Below are 20,571 nucleotides of genomic sequence, written 5' to 3' on the forward strand. Positions count from 1 at the left end.
GTCAGACCACTTTGCCGAACAGGCGCACGCGCGACAGGCCGCCGTCGGGGATCACATTGATACGAATGTGAGTGATCGGCCCCAGATCGGCCAGTTCCTTTTCGAAGCTATGGATATGGTCCATCTGCATCTTCTGTTCGGGCAGCAGAGTCTGCCAGAACATCGCCTGGGTTATCAGCGACTTGTCGGTGCCGAAGGTCACATTGGCGGCCTGGATCGAGCAGCGGTCCGGGAAGTTGCCCTTGAAGTGTGCGGTGTCGATGACGAGCTTCGACGGCACCCCACGACGGCCCAGGGCCAGGATGCACCATTCGTTGCCTGGCTCGCGGCGGCGGCGGGTTTCCCAGCCATCACCCATATTCACGCCCCGGCCGGGACGCAGTAGGGCCCAGGGCTTGCCGTAATGCTCGTCGGAAGCGGCAATGGCGCGGGCGCCATTCTCGATGGCCAGCAGATCGATTTCGCCGGTCAGGTCCGCAGGCTCAATGACGCCGTAAACCCGAAGTCGGGCAACGCCGCCATCGGGATAGATATTGAGGCGCACGTGGCTCCAGGTGCCGCTGGCCGCGATCTCGTGGAAATGATGGCTGCTCGGCCCCAGGGACTGGGCGGGCAGGATTTCGGTCCAAACCGTCGAGGCATCGGGATTGCCGTTGACGTTGCAGGCTTCCAGCGATGCGGCGGGCGGGTAGTTGCCGGTGAAATGGCTGGTGTCGATATCGACGCCTGTGATGCTGCCAGGGCGGCCCAGCTTTACGATGCACCAATCATAGCCTGAAACGCGTTTACGGCGGCTTTCCCAGCCGTCCATCCATTTGCCGTTGTCATCATACTTACCGGGGATAAAGACTGCCGGTTCGGGGTTCAGCATGCGCTGACGCGGGGCGAAGAAATCATCGGAGGCTTCAAGCGCGACGGCGCCCAGGCGCTCATCGGCCAGATTGACGTAGCGGGCGGCGAACGGATCGTCGGACGGCGGCAGGGCGGCCATGATGTCTCCTAGACTCATACAGGATTGTATACAGTTCTGGAAACAGCATGCCGCAGCCTGCGTCCGTCTGTCGAGAGCCCTGGTGTTTACGCGCTGCGCACCCGGGTCAGGAAACCATCGACCTGGGTTTGCAGAGTTGCGGCGGAGCGGGAAAGCTCCTGCGCGCTCGACAGGACCCGGGCCGCCGAAGCACCGCCGTCTGCAGCGGCCTGACTGACCTGCTGGATCGCGCGGGACACGTCGGACGTACCGGAGGCCGCCTGCTGGACGTTGTTCGCGATCTCCTGCGTCGCGGTATTCTGCCGGTCGACGGCGGTGGCGATGGTGGCTGCGATCTGGCTGCTTTCACCGATGACTGCCGCAATCTCCTCGATGGCCGAGACAGTGCGGTTGGTCACGCTCTGCACATCCGCGATCTGGGCGGTGATATCGTCCGTCGCCTTGGCTGTCTGGCTCGCGAGGTTCTTCACTTCGGAAGCGACAACGGCGAAGCCCTTGCCTGCCTCGCCCGCACGGGCTGCCTCGATCGTGGCATTCAGGGCCAGCAGGTTGGTCTGCTGGGCGATGTCGCTGATCAGCTTGATGACCTCGCCGATCTTCTGGGTGGTGACCATCAGCCCTTCTGCCGTCGTGCGGGTTTCCCCGGCATTGGCAACAGCGCGGGCGGAAATGGCCGAGGATTGCTCGACCTGACCGCCGATGTTGCGGATCGACTCGGCAACCCCGTCGCAAGCCTGGGCGACCGTTTCCACATTGGCGCGGGCCTGGGTCGCTGCGGCAGCCACCGTGCTGGCCTGGGTTTCCGTCACATCGATCGCGGCGGTCAGGGCGCGGGCGGTGGCTTCCATCTGGGAAGCTGCGGCGGAGACCTGCTGCACGATGCTGCCGACGCTCTGTTCGAACTGATCGGCAAGCTCGTTCATGGTCTGACGCTTCTCAGCCAGTGCCCGCGCTTCGGCGGCCTCAGCCTCGGCTTCCATTGCCTGGGTCTGGATCAGGTTTTCCTTGAAGACATGGACCGCGCGTATGATGTCGCCCACCTCATTCGCGTTTGTCACCTGGGGAACCTCGACCTTGGCGTCGCCATTCGCCAACTGCAGCATGATCGTCGTCATGCGACGCAGCGGCAGGATGGAGTTAACCGAAATCCAGGCAAGCGCCACGCCGAGGATAAGCATGACGGCGCAGACGCCGACCATCAGCAGCTCGAAATCCTGGGCAACGGTGCGAGCGTGATGGGCGACGACGCGGTTTTTCTCTTCCTGCAGGTCGATGAATTTATTGATGCGTGCCAGCCATTCAACGAAGGCCGGGCGGGCCTGGGTCATCAGGGCAGCCTTGGCGTCATCAGCTTTGCCAGCCTGCTGGGTGTCGATGATCGCTTTCATCAACGGGAGCGTCTTGGCCTCGGTTTCCTTGATGCTGGCGAGGATATTACGTTCTTCAGTCGAGATATCGCTGATTTCGGCAAACATCTTGTCCAACAGAACCGCCGAGCGCGCATAATCATCCGCCAGCTTCTGGATCTGCGCGAGTTCCTTGGAAAGCTCGCCCGCATTGGAAATCAGCACTACATCGCGCAGGCTGATTGCCCGGTCATGGACGCTACCGCGGAAATTGATGGCATAGCGCTGCTTGACGCTATTGACGTCGTTGATGGTGGTCAGGCTGGCGTTGATCTCGGAAACCTTGCCAATGGCGACGACGGTCAGGACGACCATCAGGGCCAGAATGGCGCCGAAGCTGAAAATCAGACGTGTGGTGAGTCGGGTATCCCGTAGGCGCTGCATTCCGATCCTCGGCATGTCATGTCTCTGATGGGAGAATTAGAATTAATCGAGATGTACTTTTTGTCCACAGTAAAAGCCTGATTAAATTCCAGGCATTGACTGTCGGATTCCTAATTTATTTTGAAAAATATTTGTGCACAGGCGCGCCTGCGTAAACTGAATTCGCGGCTGATAATAAGTCGGTCTTGTTGCAAAGACATGAAGCTTGAGGGGGGCTGCTGCAAGGGGCGCCAAATAATTTGGCAAAAAAACGCGCAGCACAAAATTTCAGCAACAAATGCGCGATCTGTTTCTAGCTTAACGCAATATATTTTCGTTCTTGCCGACTAATGGACCTTGAGTGCATCCTGCCCGCGCAAATCACCAGCCGGGCAAACCGGCGCTCACATCCTCGACGGGGGGACAAATTGAAGAAATTATTCCTGACAGCAGCTCTGCTTGCCGGTGTTATCTCTTTACCGCAGCTTGCGGATGCCAAGGAAATCAAGATCGCGCTGATCGCCGGTAAGACCGGCACGCTTGAGGCTTATGCCAAGCAGACCGAGATCGGCCTGCAGATGGGCCTCGAATATGCGACCAAGGGCACGATGAAGATCGGTAACGATACGATCAAGATCATCGTCAAAGACGACCAGGGCAAGCCTGACCTTGCCAGCGCGCTTCTGGCCCAGGCTTACGAAGATGATGGCGCGGATATCGCCATCGGCACCACCTCCTCCGGCGCCGCGCTCGCGATGCTGCCGGTGGCCGAGGAATATAAGAAGGTCCTGATCGTGGAGCCCGCCGTGGCCGACCAGATCACGGGCGAGAAGTGGAACCGCTATATCTTCCGCACCGGCCGTTCCTCGATGCAGGACGCGATCTCGAACGCGGTCGCCATCGGCAAGCAGGGCGTTTCGGTCGCCACCCTGGCGCAGGATTATGCTTTCGGCCGCGACGGCGTGTCGGCCTTCAAGGAGGCCCTGGGGCCAACCGGCGCCAAGCTGGCGTTCGAGGAATATGCCCCGCAGAACACCACAGATTTTACTGCCTCGGCCCAGCGCATTTTCGACGCGCTGAAGGATCAGCCGGGCAAGAAGGTGGTCTGGGTGCTCTGGGCCGGCGCCTCGCCGCTGCCCAAGCTGATGGACCTCAACCCCGGCCGCTACGGGATCGAGCTTGCAACCGGCGGCAACATCCTGCCCGCCATGGTTCCCTACAAGAACCTGCCGGGCATGGAGGGCGCGACCTATTACTACTACGAAATCCCGAAGAATCCGGTGAACGACTGGTTCGTGACCGAGCATAAGAAGCGCTTCAACAACACCCCACCGGACTTCTTCACGGCCGGTGGCATGAGCGCAGGCATGGCCGCTGTAGCCGCCATCACCAAGGCGGGTGGCACGGATAGCGAAAAGCTGATCGCTGCCATGGAAGGCATGGAGTTCGAGACGCCTAAGGGCAAGATGGTGTTCCGCAAGGAAGATCATCAGGCGCTGCAGTCCATGTACCACTTCAAGGTCAAGGCCGATCCCGCCGTTGATTGGGGCGTGCCGGAACTGGTGCGCGAGTTGAAGATCGAGGACATGAACGTTCCGATCCGTAACAAGCGTTAAATCTTTACCGCTTAGCGTATTGGCGGGTGGCGTTCGCTGCCCGCCTTTCCTCTATTTCACGAGAGCTCATGTCGACTCCCGTTTTAGAAACCCGCGACCTGACGATCCGCTTTGGCGGCCACGTCGCGGTCGATGCCGTTTCCTGCAAATTCGAGCCGGGCACCCTGACGGCCATCGTCGGGCCTAATGGCGCCGGAAAAACCACCTACTTCAACCTAATCTCCGGCCAGCTCAAAGCGAGCGCCGGTCAGGTCTTCGTGAAGGGGCGGGATATCACCGGCGAACCGGCACCTCTGCGCACCCGGGCAGGTCTGGGACGTGCGTTCCAACTGACCAACCTGTTCCCGAATCTGACGGTGGTGGAGAATGTCCGCCTGGCCGTGCAGGCACGGGCAGGGCAGGGGGCAAGCCTCTTTTCGACCTGGATCTCCAAGCGCGACCTGATCGATAAGGCCCAGGCGATCCTGGGTCGGGTGGCTTTGGCCGATAAGGCGAACCAGAAGGCGGCGGCCTTGCCCCATGGCGATCAGCGCAAGCTGGAGGTTGGCATTCTGCTGGCGCTGGAGCCGGACATTTTCATGTTCGACGAGCCGACGGCAGGTATGAGCGTCGATGAGGCGCCGGTGATCCTGGATCTGATCCACCACATCAAGGCCGACAGCTCAAAAACCGTGCTGCTGGTTGAACATAAGATGGATGTGGTGCGGGCGTTGGCCGACCGCATCATCGTGCTTCACCAGGGGCAATTGGTGGCCGATGGCGAACCCGCCGCTGTGATTGCCTCGCCCATCGTGCAGGAAGCCTATCTGGGGGTCGCGAAGGCATGAGCACCTTGCTGAAGCTGGCCGGGGTCGAGACCCATATCGGCCAATATCACATTCTCTACGGCGTTGATTTTGAGGTGCCGGAAGGCGGCGTGACGATGCTGCTGGGCCGTAATGGCGCCGGCAAGACCACGACGCTGCGCACGATCATGGGTCTCTGGCAGGCGAGCAAGGGGACGATCAGTTTCGACGGTAAGGACATCACGCGCTTTGCCACGCCGGACGTCGCCCGCGCCGGGATCGCCTATGTCCCTGAAAATATGTCGATCTTTGCCGATCTGTCGGTGAAGGAGAACATGATCCTGGCTGCCCGCGAGGGCGAGATGGATGATGCGCGCCTGAAGTGGATCTTCGGCTTCTTCCCCGCGTTGGAGAAATTCTGGCTGTCGGCGGCGGGATCGCTGTCGGGCGGCCAGAAACAGATGCTGTCGATTGCCCGCGCGATTCTGGAGCCGCGCCGCCTGCTGCTGGTGGACGAGCCGACCAAAGGGCTGGCTCCGGCGATCATCGGATCGCTGACCGACTGTTTCCAGGAACTCAAGAAGCAGAAGACCACGATCCTGCTGGTCGAGCAGAATTTCGCGATGGCCAAGGCTCTTGGCGACAGCGTCGCTGTGATGGACCAGGGGCGCATCGTGCATAGTGGCGAGATGCGCGAGCTTGCCGAAGATAACAGCCTGCAGACCCGTCTGCTGGGCCTTAGCCTGGATGCCCACCAATGAGCGCGCTTCCCAAGCCCAAAACCGACTTCATTCCTTGGCTGTTGCCAATTGTGGTGGCAGCTATTGCGCTGCCGCTCATCGGTAGCGGCTCGACCTGGGTGACGCTGACCGTCGCGGGCCTTGCCATGGGCATGATGATCTTCCTGATGGCGAGCGGTCTGACCCTCGTTTTCGGCCTGATGGACGTGCTGAATTTCGGCCATGGCGCCTTCATCTCGGTCGGCGCCTATGTTGCGGTTGCCGTGCTGGCGCCCCTGACTGGCCTCGTCCAGTCACCCCTGATCGGGGATAATCTGCTGGCGATCCTGGCGGCGATCATCGCGGCGGCTCTGGTCTCCGGCGGTCTCGGCTGGGCGTTCGAGCGCTATATGGTGCGGCCGGTCTATGGCCAGCATCTGAAGCAGATCCTGATTACCATGGGCGGTTTCATCGTCGTGGAGCAGGCGTTGCACGCCATCTTCGGGCCGACCCAGATCCCGCTGCCCCTGCCGCAAGGCTTCCGTGGCGCCATCATGCTGGGCGATTCGGCGATTGAGAAATACCGTGTGGCTGCGATCATCCTGGGTCTTGCCGTTTTTGCCGTCATGGTCACGGTCCTCACCAAGACCAAGCTTGGCCTGCTGATCCGCGCGGGCGTGGAAAACGCCGAGATGGTTGAGGCGCTGGGCTATCGCATCCGCCGCCTCTTCGTCGGTGTCTTTGTTGCCGGTTCGGGTCTCGCGGGCCTGGGCGGTGTCATGTGGGCGCTCTACCGGGAACAGGTGACGGCGCAGATGGGTATGGAGGTGATGGTGCTGGTCTTCATCTGCATCATCATCGGTGGCCTTGGCTCAGTTGCGGGCTGCTTCATCGGTGCGGTGATGGTGGCGCTGCTGGCCAATTACACCGGCTTCCTGGTGCCGAAAGTCGCGCTGATCTCTAACATCCTGCTGATGGTGGTGATCCTGTTGTGGCGGCCCCAGGGCCTTTATGCCGTCGCGAAGAGGGGCTGATCATGCTGCGTGACACACTGCTTTCGGGCGATACCCCGCGCGGCAAGGCGCTTTCGATCATCCTGGCGCTGATACTGGTCGCCCTGGCGCTGGCACCCTTCCTGTTCACCGGCACCAAGCCCCTGACCGTGGCGGCCAAGATCTGCATCTTCGTGGTGCTGGTGGTCAGCTACGATCTGCTGCTGGGCTATACTGGCATCGTCTCCTTCGCCCATACGATGTTCTACGGCATCGGAGGATATGGCGTCGGCCTTGCGCTCTATAGCTGGGGACCGACCTGGGGGATCGTGCTGGCGGGAACCGTTATCGCCCTTGTTGCTAGTCTCGCGCTCGCGCTCGCCATCGGGCTGTTCTCGCTGCGGGTGAAGGCGATTTTCTTCGCGATGATCACGCTCGCCGTTGCCAGTGCTTTTGCCGTGCTGGCCTCGCAGCTTTCCTGGCTGACGGGGGGCGAGGATGGCCGGACCTTCCGCGTGCCGGAGATCCTGCGTCCGGGCTTTACCCTGTTCGAAGTGGGCGACGTCAAATTCACCGGCCGCTTCATCAGCTATTACATCGTCTTTTTCGGTGCGGCCCTGTTGTTCTTCACCGTGCTGCGCATCGTGAACTCGCCTTTCGGCCGGGTGCTGCAGGCGATCCGCGAGAATGGCTTCCGGGCTGAAGCGCTCGGCTATCGCACGGTCTACTACCGCACTGGTGCCGTGGTGCTGTCGGCCCTCGTGGCGACGTTGGCAGGCTGCCTGAATGCTCTCTGGCTGCGCTATACAGGCCCCGATACCACGTTGTCCTTCAACATCATGATGGACATCCTGCTGATGTGCGTGATCGGCGGCATGGGAACGGTCTATGGCGCGCTGATCGGAGCGACCTTGTTTGTCCTCGCGCAGAATTATCTGCAGGCGCTGATGGGATCGGCATCCGAGGCGATGGCCGGTCTGCCGATCCTGCCGGTCCTGTTCCACCCGGACCGCTGGCTGCTGTGGTTGGGCATACTCTTTGTCGCCTCGGTCTATTTCTTCCCCTCCGGTATCGTCGGTCGCCTGCGCAAGGGAGAAGGTTGAGATGGGAACATCCCGCTATATGAATGTCTTGGGCTACGAGATCCATGTCACCGAATGGGGCGATCGAGAGAAGCCGCCGCTGGTGATGTGGCACGGGCTGGCCCGCACCGGGCGCGATTTCGACGATATCGCCCGTGTGTTGTCGGACCGCTATTGGATCCTCTGTCCCGACACTATCGGTCGCGGTCTGTCGCAATGGGCGACCGACCCGGCGGACTACGGCATTGATTTCTATGGCAAGTTGGCGGTGGCTTTTATCGATGCCCATGGGATCGACAAACTGCGCTGGCTGGGCCTATCGATGGGCGGCGCCATCGGGATTCATCTGGCGGGCGGCGCGCTGAAGGACCGCATGACTCATTTCGTCGTCAACGATATCGGCCCCGAACTGCCCGGACCAGCGGTCGAGCGCATCAAGGGTTATGCGGGTAAACCGCCCAGCTTCAAGACGGTCAGTGAACTCGAAGCCTTCTTCCGCATCGCCTACAAGCCTTATGGCGACTTGACGGATGAGCAATGGCGCCGCCTCACCGAGACCAGCGTCCGTCGCAATCCCGATGGCAGCGTCACCCCGCATTACGATCCGCGCATGGTGGGCCAGTTCGAGCGTTATCCCGACGATTATAATCAGTGGGACGTCTGGAAGCGCATTACCGCGAAGACACTGCTGCTGCGCGGCGCGGACAGTGATCTGTTGCTGCCCGAGGTGGCGATCCAGATGACGCTCTCAGGCCCGAAGGCAAAACTCGTTACCTTCCCCGGCTGCGGGCATGCGCCAGCGCTGAATGTGCCGGAGCAGATCTCGGTCATCGAGGAGTTCCTGGCATAGTCATCATCCTTGACAGCACCTGGAGCCGCGAGGGCGGGGCGAAGAAGCGGGAAGCGGAGGGCTTTGGTGCCCACATCCGTCTTGCCGCGCAGCCGCAATTCGCCTCCGTGCTGGCGATGTCCTATGACGGGGATAATTGGGGCGAAGCATCGGGAACCTGGATCGGGAATGACGCCAGCCATGCCTATATCCTGGCGGCGGCCCATACCTTCGATATGCCTCCTGCGCCCGATACCTATCTGGTGCGTGCGGCCAGCGGCAAGATCCTGAAGCCGGACCGCGCCTGGAGCCATCCGGATTGGAACGGTGACACCGATACACGCACTGGCTGGGATCTGACGATCCTGCGTATTCCAGGGCCGCTGACCGATATGGGCGAAGCACCGTGGCTCTATAACGGGGACGACGAGCATGGGCGTCTGATCACCTTTGTCGGGTTCGGAAGCCGGGGCATTGGTTCGGTGGGGCAGCAGGACCGATTTTATGAGGGGTCGGACAAGGCGGCAGCCCAGGGCATGGTCGATCAATGGGTCGGGCCGGAGAAGCGTCTGAAAGAGGATGAAGACGGTGGCAACTACCTCGGCATCTATCTCCCGCACGAAGATGGTAGCATCGAAAACCCCTATGACGGTGCAACTAAGCCGACGACGCCGCTGGTAGGGCTGCTCGGGTCGGGCGATAGCGGGGGCTCGGCTTGGTTGCAGATTGGTGCCAAGTGGGTAATCGTCGCCGTGAATTCGAATGGTGACGGCAACGCCAATTATGGCGACTCGTCCTGGTTCACCCGCATCCAGCCGCACGAGCGATGGATCCGCGGTATTTTCCCCGGCGCCCGCTTCACGTCCTGACCGTTCAAGGCTAAGCTTGCCGGGCAATCCGCCGTGGAGCTTCCCATGCCTGCCAAACCGCTTCTTCTTGCTCTCTGCGTGGCCCTGTCGGCGGTTCCCGCTGGTGCTGTCGTTATCCTCGACAGCACCTGGAAGCAGGAGGGTGGTACACCAAAAAAGCCAGGGGCGGGCTTTGGCGCCCATATCCGGCTTGCCAATCAGCCGCAGTTTTCCGGGCTGGTTTCCTTTTCCAGCGATGGCGAAAGCTGGGGCGAGGCGTCGGGCACCTGGATCGGTAACGACGACAAACACGCCTATATCCTGACGGCGGGCCATGTCTATGAGCTGCCGGCAAAGGCCGACGACTATGTCGTGCGCTCACCGAGTGGCAAGACCCTGAAAGTTGACAAGGTCTGGACGCATCCACGCTGGAACGGGGATCTTGAATCCCGCAGCGGCTTCGATCTGGCCATTGTACGCCTGGAGAAGCCGATCATGGACGCAGGCCAGCCGCCGTTGCTCTATCGCGGCGAAGGCGAGGCAGGTCAACTCATCACTTTCGTCGGCTTTGGTACCCGAGGCATCGGCTCCAAGGGCGAAGACGAGCGCTATAACGAAGGTACCGGCAAGGCGGCGGCCCAGGGGATCGTCGACGAATGGACGGATCTCGACCGGCAGGCGGGGCGGAATGGTGACGCCGGGAATTTCTTGGGCGTTTATCTGCCGCGCGAGGACGGTAAGGTCGAAAATCCCTTTGGCGGCGATACCCGCCCCGCCTCGCCCCTGGTCGGGTTGCTGGGAGCTGGCGACAGTGGTGGCTCAGCCTGGTTACAGATCGAGGGGAAATGGGTCATCGTCGGTGTGAATTCCAACGGCGACGGCAACGCGCAATATGGCGATGCCTCCTGGTTCACCCGGGTGTCGCCCCATGGGGACTGGATCGCCCGTATCTTCCCCGGCGCCCGCTTTACTGAAGACAGCACACCAGAAACGACAGACACCGTCGAGGTGCGGCCGTCCCGCTCTAAGCGAGCTGGCAGCGGCAGCAACAGCGGGGGTGAGGATAGTGGCGGCGGCAGCAATAATGTCCGTCCTGCCACGCAGGGTGTAAAGGGGAACTGACCCGCTGGCTAGCTGCCCGCGGGCAGGTTGTTGTGCCAGAAGGTCAGATAGTCCTCGGTCTTCTTAGGGGCGCTGAGTATGCGGCCTGCAACACCCGGTCCATGAAAAAGATCGTTCCATCCGCGACACGCGTTTCCCTCCGAATGCCGTACTTCTCGTAGATAGCGACGATCTGTGGAAGGCCGGTCTCGATATAGCGGGCAATATCGAGACGCATGAAAAACGCCGACCGGCGATCTGAATGGTCCCGAGCGGTTCCAGGCGTTCGCGCACCGCCAGTTCATGACGGAGGCGCTTCCTGCCGCCACCTACTTCAGGAACGATTTTAAGAGACCTCCCTTTGTTGCCAGAGAGGGGTGGATAGCGCCCCATATCATCTTTGAGCTGGATGGCGACTGCGCGGGGCGTCCGGGTAACTGAAGCCTGGCACGATTCCGCGCAGTAGCTGTTCCAGGGCAAACCACGGCCGTCTGAACGCAAACTGGACTGCTTCTGGTGCGCTCTCAGATTCCCGTCGCTCAAATTCCTCGAAAGCCCGCAAGACGGGATGCAGCAAGTCTACGATCCGGACTGATTTAAGCGAGTAGCGCGAGCAACTCGGCGTGCAGTTCCGGGGTGCCTGCTGCGAGCAATGTCCCATCGCCGTCTATCCCCAACGGACGCCCGCTCCAGTCTGTGACCTTGCCGCCTGCGCCTTCGATGACATTCACCAGTGCCAGCACGTCATAGGGCTGGATCCCGACTTCGATCATCCCATCCGCAAGGCCGCTGGCAACCAGCCCTGCGGCATAGCAATCGGTGCCATAGCGCACGGTCTGCACCGCGTTCTGCACGGCCAGCCAGCGACGCTGGTTTTCCCCCTTATAGAGATCAGGGGTGGTGGTGAAGATGGCGGCATCTTTCAGAGCGCGCTGGCGGGTCTTGCAGGGCTGGCCATTGAAGCTGGTTGTGCCATCGACACCCAGCCAGGTTTCGCCAAGCGCCGGGGTATCGATCATGCCCAGGATCGGCTTGCCGTCTTCCAGCAGGGCGACCAATGTACCGAACAGCGGGACACCCGTGATGAAGGCGCGCGTCCCGTCGATAGGATCGATGACCCAGACGTATTTGGCATCCAACGCCGTCTTACCATGCTCTTCGCCGAAGATGCCATGATCGGGGAAGGTCTCGGCCAGGGCCGCCCGGATCTCCGCCTCGACGGCCTTGTCGCAGAGGGTAACCGGCGAGGCATCCGATTTGATCTCGATCGGGATATCCTTGCGGAAATACTGCGCGACCACAGGGCGGGTTCGATCGAGAAGGGAAAGGGCGAATTCGGCAAAGTGCTGATGCGTGCTCATGATGGTGGCCAAGGTGCCGTGAAGCGCAGGCCGGGGCAAGAGGGTTGACGCCTGCCGTCTTTGTCAGGAGTCTAACCAACCGGTCAGAAAACATGAGGGTTCAGTTTGCGCATCGATCAGATCAATGGCCTATCCAAGGATGATTTCGTCGCGACGCTGGGCGGCATTTTCGAACATTCCCCCTGGGTGGCGGAGCGGGCTTATATCGCGCTGCCTGTTCCCGATCTGGCGGCTCTCCATCGCGCGATGGCGGCGGCGATGGCGGCAGCCTCCAGGGAGGAGCAACTAGCACTGCTGCGCGCCCATCCGGATCTTGCGGGTAAGCTTGCACGGGCTGGTCGTCTGACGGAGGCCTCCACGGCGGAGCAGGCGAGTGCCGGACTGGATCTCCTGACCCAGGAGGAGTTCGAAGCCTTCTCCCGTCTTAATACGGCCTACACCGAGAAATTCGGCCACCCCTTCATCATCGCCGTGCGCGAGAATACCAAGGCGGGCATCCTTGCCGCTTTCGAGCGCCGCCTTGCCCATAGCGCCGATCAGGAATTCACGACCGCCCTGGATCAGGTGTCGCGGATCGCCCTGCATCGCTTGACCGCCCTTATAGAGGAAGCCTGATGGCCAAACTGTCGACCCATGTCCTGGACACTGCCAACGGAACACCTGCGGCAGGCATGAAGATCATGCTGCTGCGCGACAATTGCGGCATCGTCGAAACCGTCACCAATGCCGATGGGCGAACCGATCAGCTGCTGTTGTCCGGTGACATGATTCCAACCGGCCAATATGAGCTCCAGTTCGATGTGGCTGCTTACTATCGCGCCAAGGGGAGTGAACTACCGGAGATCCCGTTCCTGGACGTGGTCTCGATCCGCTTTGGCATTGGGGATACCAAGGGGCACTATCATGTGCCGCTGCTGGTCAGTCCCTACGGCTATTCGACATACAGAGGCAGCTGAGGGCCTTAAGCTTCAACAACAAAAAAAGGCGCCCGAAAGGGCGCCTTTTTCCTGGTAAGTGCGGCTGAGCCGTCCTTACTTAATCTTCGCTTCGCGGAAGACGACATGCTTGCGCACGACCGGGTCGTACTTCTTCAGCTCAAGCTTGTTGGTCGTCTTGCGCGGGTTCTTCTTGGTCACGTAGTAGAAGCCCGTTTCAGCGGTGCTCACGAGCTTAATCAACAGAGAGGCGGGCTTTGCCATGACGAAAAAACCTTAACAAGGTGATCTTAGAAACTGGAGGCGCCACAATAGTCAGCAGGCGCGACCAGTCAAGTGGATTCTGTTGAGGAAAACCGAATCAGGCTGCGGATCTCCGCAGGTCAGCTATTCGGCTTGGCGGCAATAGGAATGCCGCGCATGGCCCGTTCCATCAGACCAGGGTCCTGCACGACCTTCATGCCGATATCGAGATCGAAGTCTGGAGACCGCTGGACTGTGACAGTCGGGCAGGCAGCGGCGACCAATGTCCGGGCGATTTCGTCCGAGGCATCGGCAGCCCGACGCTGTCGGATCAACTCGAGCGGGTTAAGCTTCCCATCCCGCAGATCTGCCATCAGCTTGTCCGCGTCAGGCTGGGTGGTGACCGGCGTGGTGCAGAGGGCAGGGACGACGCCCAGGCGCTGCAGATGATAGCCAGAAGGCGCATGCATCCGTTTGGTCGTCAGATAGAGATTGCCCTGGTTGTTCAATTCCATGATCGACTGCACCAGCCCCTTTCCGTAGGAGGCGGAGCCGATGACGACCGCGCGTCCGCTGTCCTGCAGAGCGGCGGCCACAACCTCGGATGCGGATGCGGTACGGCCATTGACCAGAACGACCATCGGCAAGCCACGGGCAATGTCGTCGTCAGGATCGGCATCGCGCTCGGACACGACACCCCTGCGGTCACGCATGGTCATGATCGGGCCATCGGAGATGAACATATCCGCGACGTCCCAGCCCTGGTCGAGCAGGCCGCCGGGGTTGCCACGCAGATCCAGCACGATGCCCTTCAGCGGCCCTGTCCGCAGCAGTCGCTGATAGGCCAAGCGCAGAGAGGTCGAGGTGCCAGCATTGAAGCCAGTGACACGAAGATAGGCGATATCATTTGCCTCTCGCTTGCCCTGCACCGTGATGTCATAGATCGTGCGGCGGGTAAGGGTGGCTCCAAAGGTCTTTTCGGCGCGGCGCAGTGTCAGCACGACGTTGCTGCCGACCTTGCCACGGAGTTTGTTGATCAGATCCACCTGGGCGATACCAGCGGCCTCCAGATCGTCGACGGTCATGATCCGGTCGCCAGGTGCCAACCCACCTTCCTCAGCCGGTGTTTCCGGTACGACGCCGGAGATCAGGGTGGGATCGGTCGGCTCCAATGTCACGCCGATACCGCCGAAGCCTTGGCGGTGGGTCCGCTCCTCCTTCGCTTCATCCGGGGTGAGGTAGCGTGAGAAGGGGTCGAGGGTAGATAGGGTGGCCATGAAGACCGTCTTCACCAGTTGATCCGGGTTATTGTCCCGGACATTGGGCGATACGCGCGCTGCCGCCTGCATTGCCTCGGAGGTGATTCTGGCCCAGCCCCTTGCGTCCTCGCTGCCCGGTTCCTGCAGCAGAGCGGCATCTACACCGTCGTAGGCGAGATGAATAAAATTTTTTTCCTGATAGACGTTCAGCCGACTATCGATCTTTGGCAGGGCCAATAAACCATTATAGGCCAAGGGGCCGATGGGCTTGTCGTCGACATAGCTGTCCGCGACCTTCTTGTAACCGCTTTCGAGCGTCAGGAACGCCTCAAGGGTCGGGAACGGCTTCTGCTTCGGAGCGACAGGGGCAACGGCGACGACCGTCGGTTCGGGGTCCGAGGCACAGGCCCCTACCAGCAGGATCGGCAGCAGCAGAGCAATCGGGCTAAGGCGCATCATGTCCCTTGAAGGCTTGAAAAGGTCAAAAACGTTCGTCGCTTTTCAGATCCTTGGCCCATTGCCAAGCAATCATCAAGCCTTTGAAAACAGGTAGTGAAGCGATGCTGATGATCAGCGTGGTCGGCAACCATAAAGCGGCATGGACCCAAGGCTCCGGCGCCCAGCGCTGCTCGACCAGCAGCATCAGCGGAATGACGATATGGCCGCACAGAAAGATCGAGAGATAGGCCGGACCGTCATCGGCGCGATACTGATCGAATTCCAGTCCGCAGGCGGAACAGGACTTATTGGCCTTGATCAGCCCGGCGAAGAGAGTCTTCTCACCGCACGCCGGGCAGCAGCGCTTCAGACCGCGCCGCAGGGCAAGCCAGCCGTCGCGTTCCTGTGCCACTTCCTTATCGGCGCCGTAGATCTCGACCATCACTTCTTCGCATTTCGTTCGGCTGCAGGGTTGCACCGCACACGCCAAAGACCTTAGCGCATACACGAGCACCTACAACCTGCGAAAATAAGGGGGCAGGCCATTTGTTTCAGCAGGTGGGTTAGGAACGCTTGATAAGCGGCGTCATGCGGGAGGATGACGCCGCTTTTAAGGGGAGCTAGCCCCGGCGCCCCTTGCGACCGCCGCGGGCGGGCAGGGCGATGCGCTTATGCGAGCGTGCCTTCACAAGGCCACCTGCCAGCTTCTTCGGCCCACCTTCCGGCAACTCCACCGACAGCACGATGCCGCCCGTGATCAGGTCGACGTCTTCCAGCTTCACCTCGAGATCGTCACCCAGGCGATAGACGGCGCCCGTCTTGTCGCCCACCAGGCAGTGGCCGACCTCGTCATGGTGATAATAATCCTGTGGGCTGAGGGTGCGGATGGGGATGAGGCCATCGGCCCCCGTCTCCCGCAGCTGGACGAACAAGCCGAACCGCGTGACGCCGCTGATGCGCCCGGCAAAGCTGGTGCCGACCTGGGCCGCGAGATAGCTGGCGACATAACGGTCGATCACTTCCCGTTCCGCTGCCGCAGCCCGACGCTCAGTGCCGGTGATCTGGGTCGCGATCTCGACGAAGCTTTCAGCCGTGGCGCCGTCTTCCAGCGCGCCATCGCCCGGCAGCTTCAGGCCCTTGATCAGGGCGCGATGAACCAGCAGATCGGCATAGCGGCGGATGGGCGAGGTGAAATGCGCATAGCGCTGCAGGGCGAGGCCGAAGTGGCCCAGATTATCCGGGCTATAGACCGCTTGTGCCTGGCTACGCAGCACGACTTCGCTGACCATCTGGCTGAACGGCGTTTCGGCCGCCTTGTCCAGAACCCGCATGAAATGCACCGGCTCCAGCACCTGCCCCTTGGCGAGGTTCAGATCGAGGGTGCCCAGGAACTCGCGCAAAGCAACCAGCTTGTCCGGGGACGGCTGATCATGGACGCGATACATGCAGGGCTGTTTAGAGGTTTCCAGCGATTCCGCCGCGCAGACGTTGGCGGCGATCATGAATTCCTCGATCAGCTTATGGCTGTCGAGGCGGGCGCGCTTGGAAATCTCCAGCACCGCGCCGGTCTCATTATCGACCTTCACCTGCCGTTCCGGGATATCGAGATCCAGGGTGCCACGCGCGGTGCGGGCCTTCAGCAGCGCTTCGAAAGCGCCATAGAGCGGGGCAATGGCGCTCTCGACCAGCGGAGCCGTGGTGTCGTCCGGGAAGCCGTCGCGGGCGCGCTGTACCTGCTCATAGGTCGTGCGGGCCTTGGAGCGCATGAGGCCGCGCACAAAGCGATGCGACAGCTTCTTGCCGTCCTTGTCGATCCAGATATGCACGGCCATGCAGGCGCGGTCGCCATCGGGGCGTAGCGAGCAGAGGTCGTTCGACAGCGCTTCCGGCAGCATCGGGACGACGCGATCGGGGAAATAGACCGAATTGCCGCGCTCGTAAGCCGCCTTGTCCAAAGCCGATCCCGGCAGGACGTAATGGGCAACGTCGGCAATCGCGACCAGGAGATGCCAGCCGCCGGGATTGGCCTTGTCGGTGTCGGGTTCGGCAAAGACCGCATCGTCGAAGTCGCGTGCGTCGGCGCCATCGATGGTGATCAGCGGAATGGCGCGCAGATCGGTCCGGTCGCCCAGATCCACCGGCTTTGCCGCTTCGGCGATGGCAACGGCTTCGGGCGGGAACTCGACGGGAATTTCGGCTGCGGCGATGGCGGCGAGGCTGAAGCTGCGCGGTTCGCCAAAGACGCCGAGGCGTTCGATGATCTTGACGCGGGTGGCACCGCTGGAGCGTGAGGGGATGACCTCTGCCTTCACCAGCTCGCCGGATTTCGCATCGCCGACATCGGCGCGGGCAACCTTATATTCTTCGCGGTCGCGCTTGGAGATCGACTTAATGAAGCCGCCGTTGGGCGTCTTCTCGAACACGCCGACCATGGTCGAGGTCTTGGCGTCGAGCTTGCGGATCGGGAAGGCGAAATAGACGTTGCCGGATCGCTCCAGGCGCGACAGCAGCCGGTCGCCGACGCCGGGCGTGCCGATCTTGGAGGCTGCTTCACGCGAGATGATGATGCGCGGCGGCTGATCGTCCATCGACCAGCCAAACGGCACCGCCAGCGCTTCGCCATCGACATTCAGGGACGTCACATCGATCACGCCAACGGACGGCAGGGCCACCTTGCGGCTTGGACGGTTTTCATAGAGCCCGTCGCGCTCCAGCTGCTTCAGCAGGATCTTCAGTTCGATCCGCTGGTCGCCGGTGATATGGAATGCCCGGACGATCTCACGCTTGGGCGAGCCTGGATTGGCGCGCAGAAACTCGGCGACCTGGTCGCGGGTCGGGAAAGGAGCCGCCTTACGGGCGGGCTTGCCGGGTTTTGGGGAAAAGCTCTTGGTTTTTTTCTCGTTCAAATCTTCTACTCAGAGGACGCGGCTTTACGCGTCGCAGTTTTGGCCGCAGCCGTCTTTTTGGGCGCGGCGGTTTTGGTGGCGGCGGATTTAGCCGCTGGTTTCTTGGCAGCGGCGGCTTTCGTCGCCGTCGCTTTTTTTGCTGGTGCCTTCTTGCCGGTACCGCCTGCGGCGATCTTCGGGGCCAGCAGGGCAGCCGCTTCTTCAGGGGTCAGGGCCGTCTGATCGATGCCCTTGGGCAGCGTGACGCGTGCCTTACCAAGCTCGACATAGGGACCGTACTTGCCGTCATGCAGGACGATATCGCCCAGGCCCGACGGATGGGGGCCGACAATACGGCCTTCCGGCTTGCCCTTACCACCGCGCTTGCCAGCTTTTTCGGCAGCTTCCGCCAGTAGCACGACCGCACGGTTGAGGCCTAGCGACAGCACATCTTCGCCCTTGGGGATCGAGACGAACTTGTCACCGTTCTTGATATAGGGGCCGAAGCGGCCAATGCCAACTGTCAGCTTTTCCTTGGTTTCCGGGTGATGTCCGATCTCACGCGGCAGCGAGAGCAGCGAGAGCGCGCTCTCGAACGTCAGGTCGGCGGCATTCACCCCAGGCGGCAGGGAGGCGCGCTTGGGTTTGTCACCCTTCGCCACGGCCTCGCCCAACTGCACATAGACGCCGTAAGGCCCCTTCCGCAGCGTGACCGGCAGGCTGGTCTTGGGGTCGATACCAAGCTCGCGCGGCTGGTTCGCCAGATCCGCATCGGCAGAGCCGTCGCCATCGCCTTCAATGGTCAGCGGACGGGTAAAGCGGCAGTCCGGGTATTTTGAGCAGCCGATGAAGCCGCCGGTCTTCCCAAGCTTCAGGCCCAGACGCCCGCTGTTGCAAGCGGGGCAGAGGCGCGGATCCTTGCCATCCCCCTTGTCCGGGAAGAAGTGATCGCCGAGATCTTCGTCCAGCGCCTCGATAACCTGGGTGATCGTCAGATCCTTCGTCTCGCCAATCGCCGCGATGAAGGGCTCCCAGAATTGGCGCATGACCGCGCGCCAATCGATCTTGCCTTCGGAAATATCGTCGAGCTGGCTTTCCAGGTTCGCGGTGAAGTCGTAGCGCACATACCGCTCGAAGAAGCTCGACAGGAAGGCGGTGACGATGCGGCCGCGATCTTCAGGCACGAAGCGCTTCTGATCGATCTTCACATAGTCGCGGTCTTGCAGGACCTGGATGATCGAGGCATAGGTCGACGGGCGGCCGATGCCCAGTTCTTCCAGCTTCTTGACGAGGCTGGCTTCGGTATAGCGCGGCGGCGGCTGAGTGAAATGCTGCTCGGGACGCACGCCGGTACGGGCCGTGGCGTCGCCTTCCTTCATCGGCGGCAGCAGACCACCTTCTTCGTCTTCCACATCGTCGCGGCCTTCCTGATACAGGCGCAGGAAGCCATCGAAATTGATGGTGGAGCCGGTGGCGCGCAGACCGACACGACCGCCGCCGATATCGGCGACGACCTGATCCAGGATCGCGCTTTCCATCTGGCAGGCGACCGTGCGCTTCCAGATCAGCTCGTACAGGCGCAGCTGGTCGAAATCGAGTTTGCCGGCCAGATCGCGCGGATGTTTGCGGAAGTCGGTCGGACGGATCGCCTCGTGGGCTTCCTGGGCGTTTGCAGCCTTCGATTTATAGGCACGCGGCGAGGCGGGTAGATAGCGGTCGCCATATTCGCCACCGATCAGACGGCGGGCGCCCGCGATGGCCTCGCCCGACAGATTGACGCTGTCGGTTCGCATATAGGTGATAAGACCGCCGCTTTCGCCGCCGATATCGACGCCTTCATAAAGGCGCTGGGCGATCTGCATGGTGCGGCTGGCGGAGAAACCGAGCTTGCGGCTGGCCTCCTGCTGCAGGGTCGAGGTGGTGAAGGGCGGCGACGGGTGACGCTTCGCCTGCTTCTTCTCGACCGAGGTGACCTTCAGGTCCGCCGCTTCGACCGCCAGCTTGGCTGCGGTCGCATCATCGGCGGTCTTGAGGCTCATCTTGTCGAGCTTCTTGCCGTCAAGGTTGGTCAGGCGGGCCACGAAAGCCTCGCCACCCGGCGCCTTTAGATCGACCGCGACCGACCAATATTCCTGGCTGCGGAAAGCCTCGATCTCGGCCTCACGCTCGCAGATCAGGCGCAGCGCAACCGATTGCACGCGGCCTGCTGAACGCGAGCCCGGCAGCTTGCGCCATAGAACCGGCGACAGGGTGAAACCAACGAGGTAATCCAGCGCCCGGCGCGCCAGATAGGCATCGACCAGTTCCTGATGGATATCGCGCGGATTGGCGATGGCATTCAGCACGGCCGATTTGGTGATCTCGTGGAAAACCACGCGCTTCACCTCGGCCCCCTTCAGGGCGCGTTTCTGCTGCAGCACCTGAAGAACGTGCCAGGAAATAGCCTCCCCTTCGCGATCCGGATCGGTTGCGAGGAAGATATGGTCGGCGGTTTTGGCAAGCTTGGTGATCTCGGAAATGCGGGCAGCGCCTCGCGCCTCGCTTTCCCATTCCATGGCGAAGTCTTCGTCGGGTTTGACCGATCCATCCTTGGCAGGCAGATCGCGCACATGGCCATAGGAGGCGACCACGGTGTAATCGGACCCAAGGTATTTATTGATCGTCTTGGCCTTAGCCGGCGACTCAACGACGACGAGCTTCATGAACGGGGAACGCTCC

Annotated in this window: 18 protein-coding genes; 10 read left to right on the plus strand and 8 right to left on the minus strand. The window is 61.4% G+C overall.

Annotated features, from left to right (window positions below):
• Window position 1: 1 nt before the first annotated feature.
• Both alc and ACFSM5_RS16580 read right to left on the minus strand, forming a co-directional pair.
• Window positions 2–991: an allantoicase gene (alc, locus tag ACFSM5_RS16575; protein WP_379877613.1), complete on the minus strand. Its 990-nt coding sequence runs from the start codon at window positions 989–991 to the stop codon at window positions 2–4.
• A gap of 86 nt (window positions 992–1,077) precedes the next feature.
• Window positions 1,078–2,781 (minus strand): methyl-accepting chemotaxis protein, encoded by a 1,704-nt coding sequence (locus ACFSM5_RS16580; RefSeq protein WP_379877614.1) that lies wholly within the window; start codon window positions 2,779–2,781, stop codon window positions 1,078–1,080.
• A 407-nt stretch (window positions 2,782–3,188) separates the two neighbouring features.
• On the opposite strand from ACFSM5_RS16580, the gene ACFSM5_RS16585 reads away from it, so the two are divergent.
• From ACFSM5_RS16585 to ACFSM5_RS16620, 8 genes are all read left to right on the plus strand, one after another.
• Window positions 3,189–4,376, plus strand: a complete 1,188-nt coding sequence (locus ACFSM5_RS16585; protein ID WP_379877615.1) for a substrate-binding domain-containing protein — start codon at window positions 3,189–3,191, stop codon at window positions 4,374–4,376.
• A 68-nt stretch (window positions 4,377–4,444) separates the two neighbouring features.
• The gene (locus ACFSM5_RS16590; protein WP_379877616.1) at window positions 4,445–5,203 is read left to right on the plus strand and encodes an ABC transporter ATP-binding protein; all 759 of its coding nucleotides are present in this window, start codon (window positions 4,445–4,447) and stop codon (window positions 5,201–5,203) included.
• A complete protein-coding gene (locus tag ACFSM5_RS16595) occupies window positions 5,200–5,922 on the plus strand; it encodes an ABC transporter ATP-binding protein (RefSeq protein ID WP_379877617.1) in 723 nt (240 codons plus the stop codon). The genes ACFSM5_RS16590 and ACFSM5_RS16595 overlap by 4 nt, the downstream gene beginning before the upstream one ends.
• Complete coding sequence (locus tag ACFSM5_RS16600; protein WP_379877618.1) at window positions 5,919–6,914, plus strand: branched-chain amino acid ABC transporter permease; 996 nt, start codon at window positions 5,919–5,921, stop codon at window positions 6,912–6,914. The genes ACFSM5_RS16595 and ACFSM5_RS16600 overlap by 4 nt, the downstream gene beginning before the upstream one ends.
• A 2-nt stretch (window positions 6,915–6,916) precedes the next feature.
• Window positions 6,917–7,975 carry a branched-chain amino acid ABC transporter permease gene (locus ACFSM5_RS16605; protein WP_379877619.1) on the plus strand — a complete coding sequence of 353 codons (1,059 nt, stop codon included), beginning with the start codon at window positions 6,917–6,919 and terminating at the stop codon, window positions 7,973–7,975.
• A 1-nt stretch (window position 7,976) separates the two neighbouring features.
• Window positions 7,977–8,804 carry an alpha/beta fold hydrolase gene (locus tag ACFSM5_RS16610; RefSeq protein ID WP_379877621.1) on the plus strand — a complete coding sequence of 276 codons (828 nt, stop codon included), beginning with the start codon at window positions 7,977–7,979 and terminating at the stop codon, window positions 8,802–8,804.
• Between the two features lie 116 nt (window positions 8,805–8,920).
• Window positions 8,921–9,652, plus strand: a complete 732-nt coding sequence (locus ACFSM5_RS16615; RefSeq protein WP_379877622.1) for a peptidase S1 — start codon at window positions 8,921–8,923, stop codon at window positions 9,650–9,652.
• 45 nt (window positions 9,653–9,697) lie between these two features.
• The gene (locus ACFSM5_RS16620) at window positions 9,698–10,753 is read left to right on the plus strand and encodes a trypsin-like serine protease (RefSeq protein ID WP_379877623.1); all 1,056 of its coding nucleotides are present in this window, start codon (window positions 9,698–9,700) and stop codon (window positions 10,751–10,753) included.
• 575 nt (window positions 10,754–11,328) lie between these two features.
• On the opposite strand, the gene ACFSM5_RS16625 is transcribed toward ACFSM5_RS16620, so the two are convergent.
• A complete protein-coding gene (locus ACFSM5_RS16625) occupies window positions 11,329–12,093 on the minus strand; it encodes an inositol monophosphatase family protein (RefSeq protein WP_379877624.1) in 765 nt (254 codons plus the stop codon).
• Between the two features lie 105 nt (window positions 12,094–12,198).
• Here ACFSM5_RS16625 and uraD point away from each other — a divergent pair, with 105 nt between their 5' ends.
• Complete coding sequence (gene uraD / locus ACFSM5_RS16630; RefSeq protein WP_379877625.1) at window positions 12,199–12,708, plus strand: 2-oxo-4-hydroxy-4-carboxy-5-ureidoimidazoline decarboxylase; 510 nt, start codon at window positions 12,199–12,201, stop codon at window positions 12,706–12,708.
• Window positions 12,708–13,049 carry a hydroxyisourate hydrolase gene (gene uraH, locus ACFSM5_RS16635; protein ID WP_379877626.1) on the plus strand — a complete coding sequence of 114 codons (342 nt, stop codon included), beginning with the start codon at window positions 12,708–12,710 and terminating at the stop codon, window positions 13,047–13,049. Before uraD ends, uraH begins: the two co-directional genes overlap by 1 nt.
• A gap of 75 nt (window positions 13,050–13,124) precedes the next feature.
• On the opposite strand, the gene rpmG is transcribed toward uraH, so the two are convergent.
• The 5 genes from rpmG to topA all read right to left on the minus strand — a co-directional run bounded on the left by rpmG (window position 13,125) and on the right by topA (window position 20,555).
• Window positions 13,125–13,292 carry a 50S ribosomal protein L33 gene (rpmG, locus tag ACFSM5_RS16640; protein WP_379877627.1) on the minus strand — a complete coding sequence of 56 codons (168 nt, stop codon included), beginning with the start codon at window positions 13,290–13,292 and terminating at the stop codon, window positions 13,125–13,127.
• Between the two features lie 119 nt (window positions 13,293–13,411).
• On the minus strand, window positions 13,412–14,989 hold the full coding sequence (locus ACFSM5_RS16645) for a S41 family peptidase (RefSeq protein WP_379877628.1): 1,578 nt from the start codon (window positions 14,987–14,989) through the stop codon (window positions 13,412–13,414).
• A gap of 22 nt (window positions 14,990–15,011) precedes the next feature.
• Window positions 15,012–15,410, minus strand: coding sequence for a DUF983 domain-containing protein (locus tag ACFSM5_RS16650; protein ID WP_379877629.1), 399 nt, complete (start codon window positions 15,408–15,410; stop codon window positions 15,012–15,014).
• A gap of 178 nt (window positions 15,411–15,588) precedes the next feature.
• Window positions 15,589–17,874, minus strand: a complete 2,286-nt coding sequence (gene rnr, locus ACFSM5_RS16655) for a ribonuclease R (protein ID WP_379877630.1) — start codon at window positions 17,872–17,874, stop codon at window positions 15,589–15,591.
• 5 nt (window positions 17,875–17,879) lie between these two features.
• Entirely contained in the window at window positions 17,880–20,555 is a 2,676-nt protein-coding gene (topA, locus tag ACFSM5_RS16660; RefSeq protein ID WP_379877631.1) for a type I DNA topoisomerase, read from the minus strand.
• Window positions 20,556–20,571: the final 16 nt, after the last annotated feature.

Source organism: Lacibacterium aquatile, from assembly GCF_042683105.1.
GTDB classification, from domain to species: Bacteria; Pseudomonadota; Alphaproteobacteria; order Elsterales; family Elsteraceae; genus Lacibacterium; species Lacibacterium aquatile.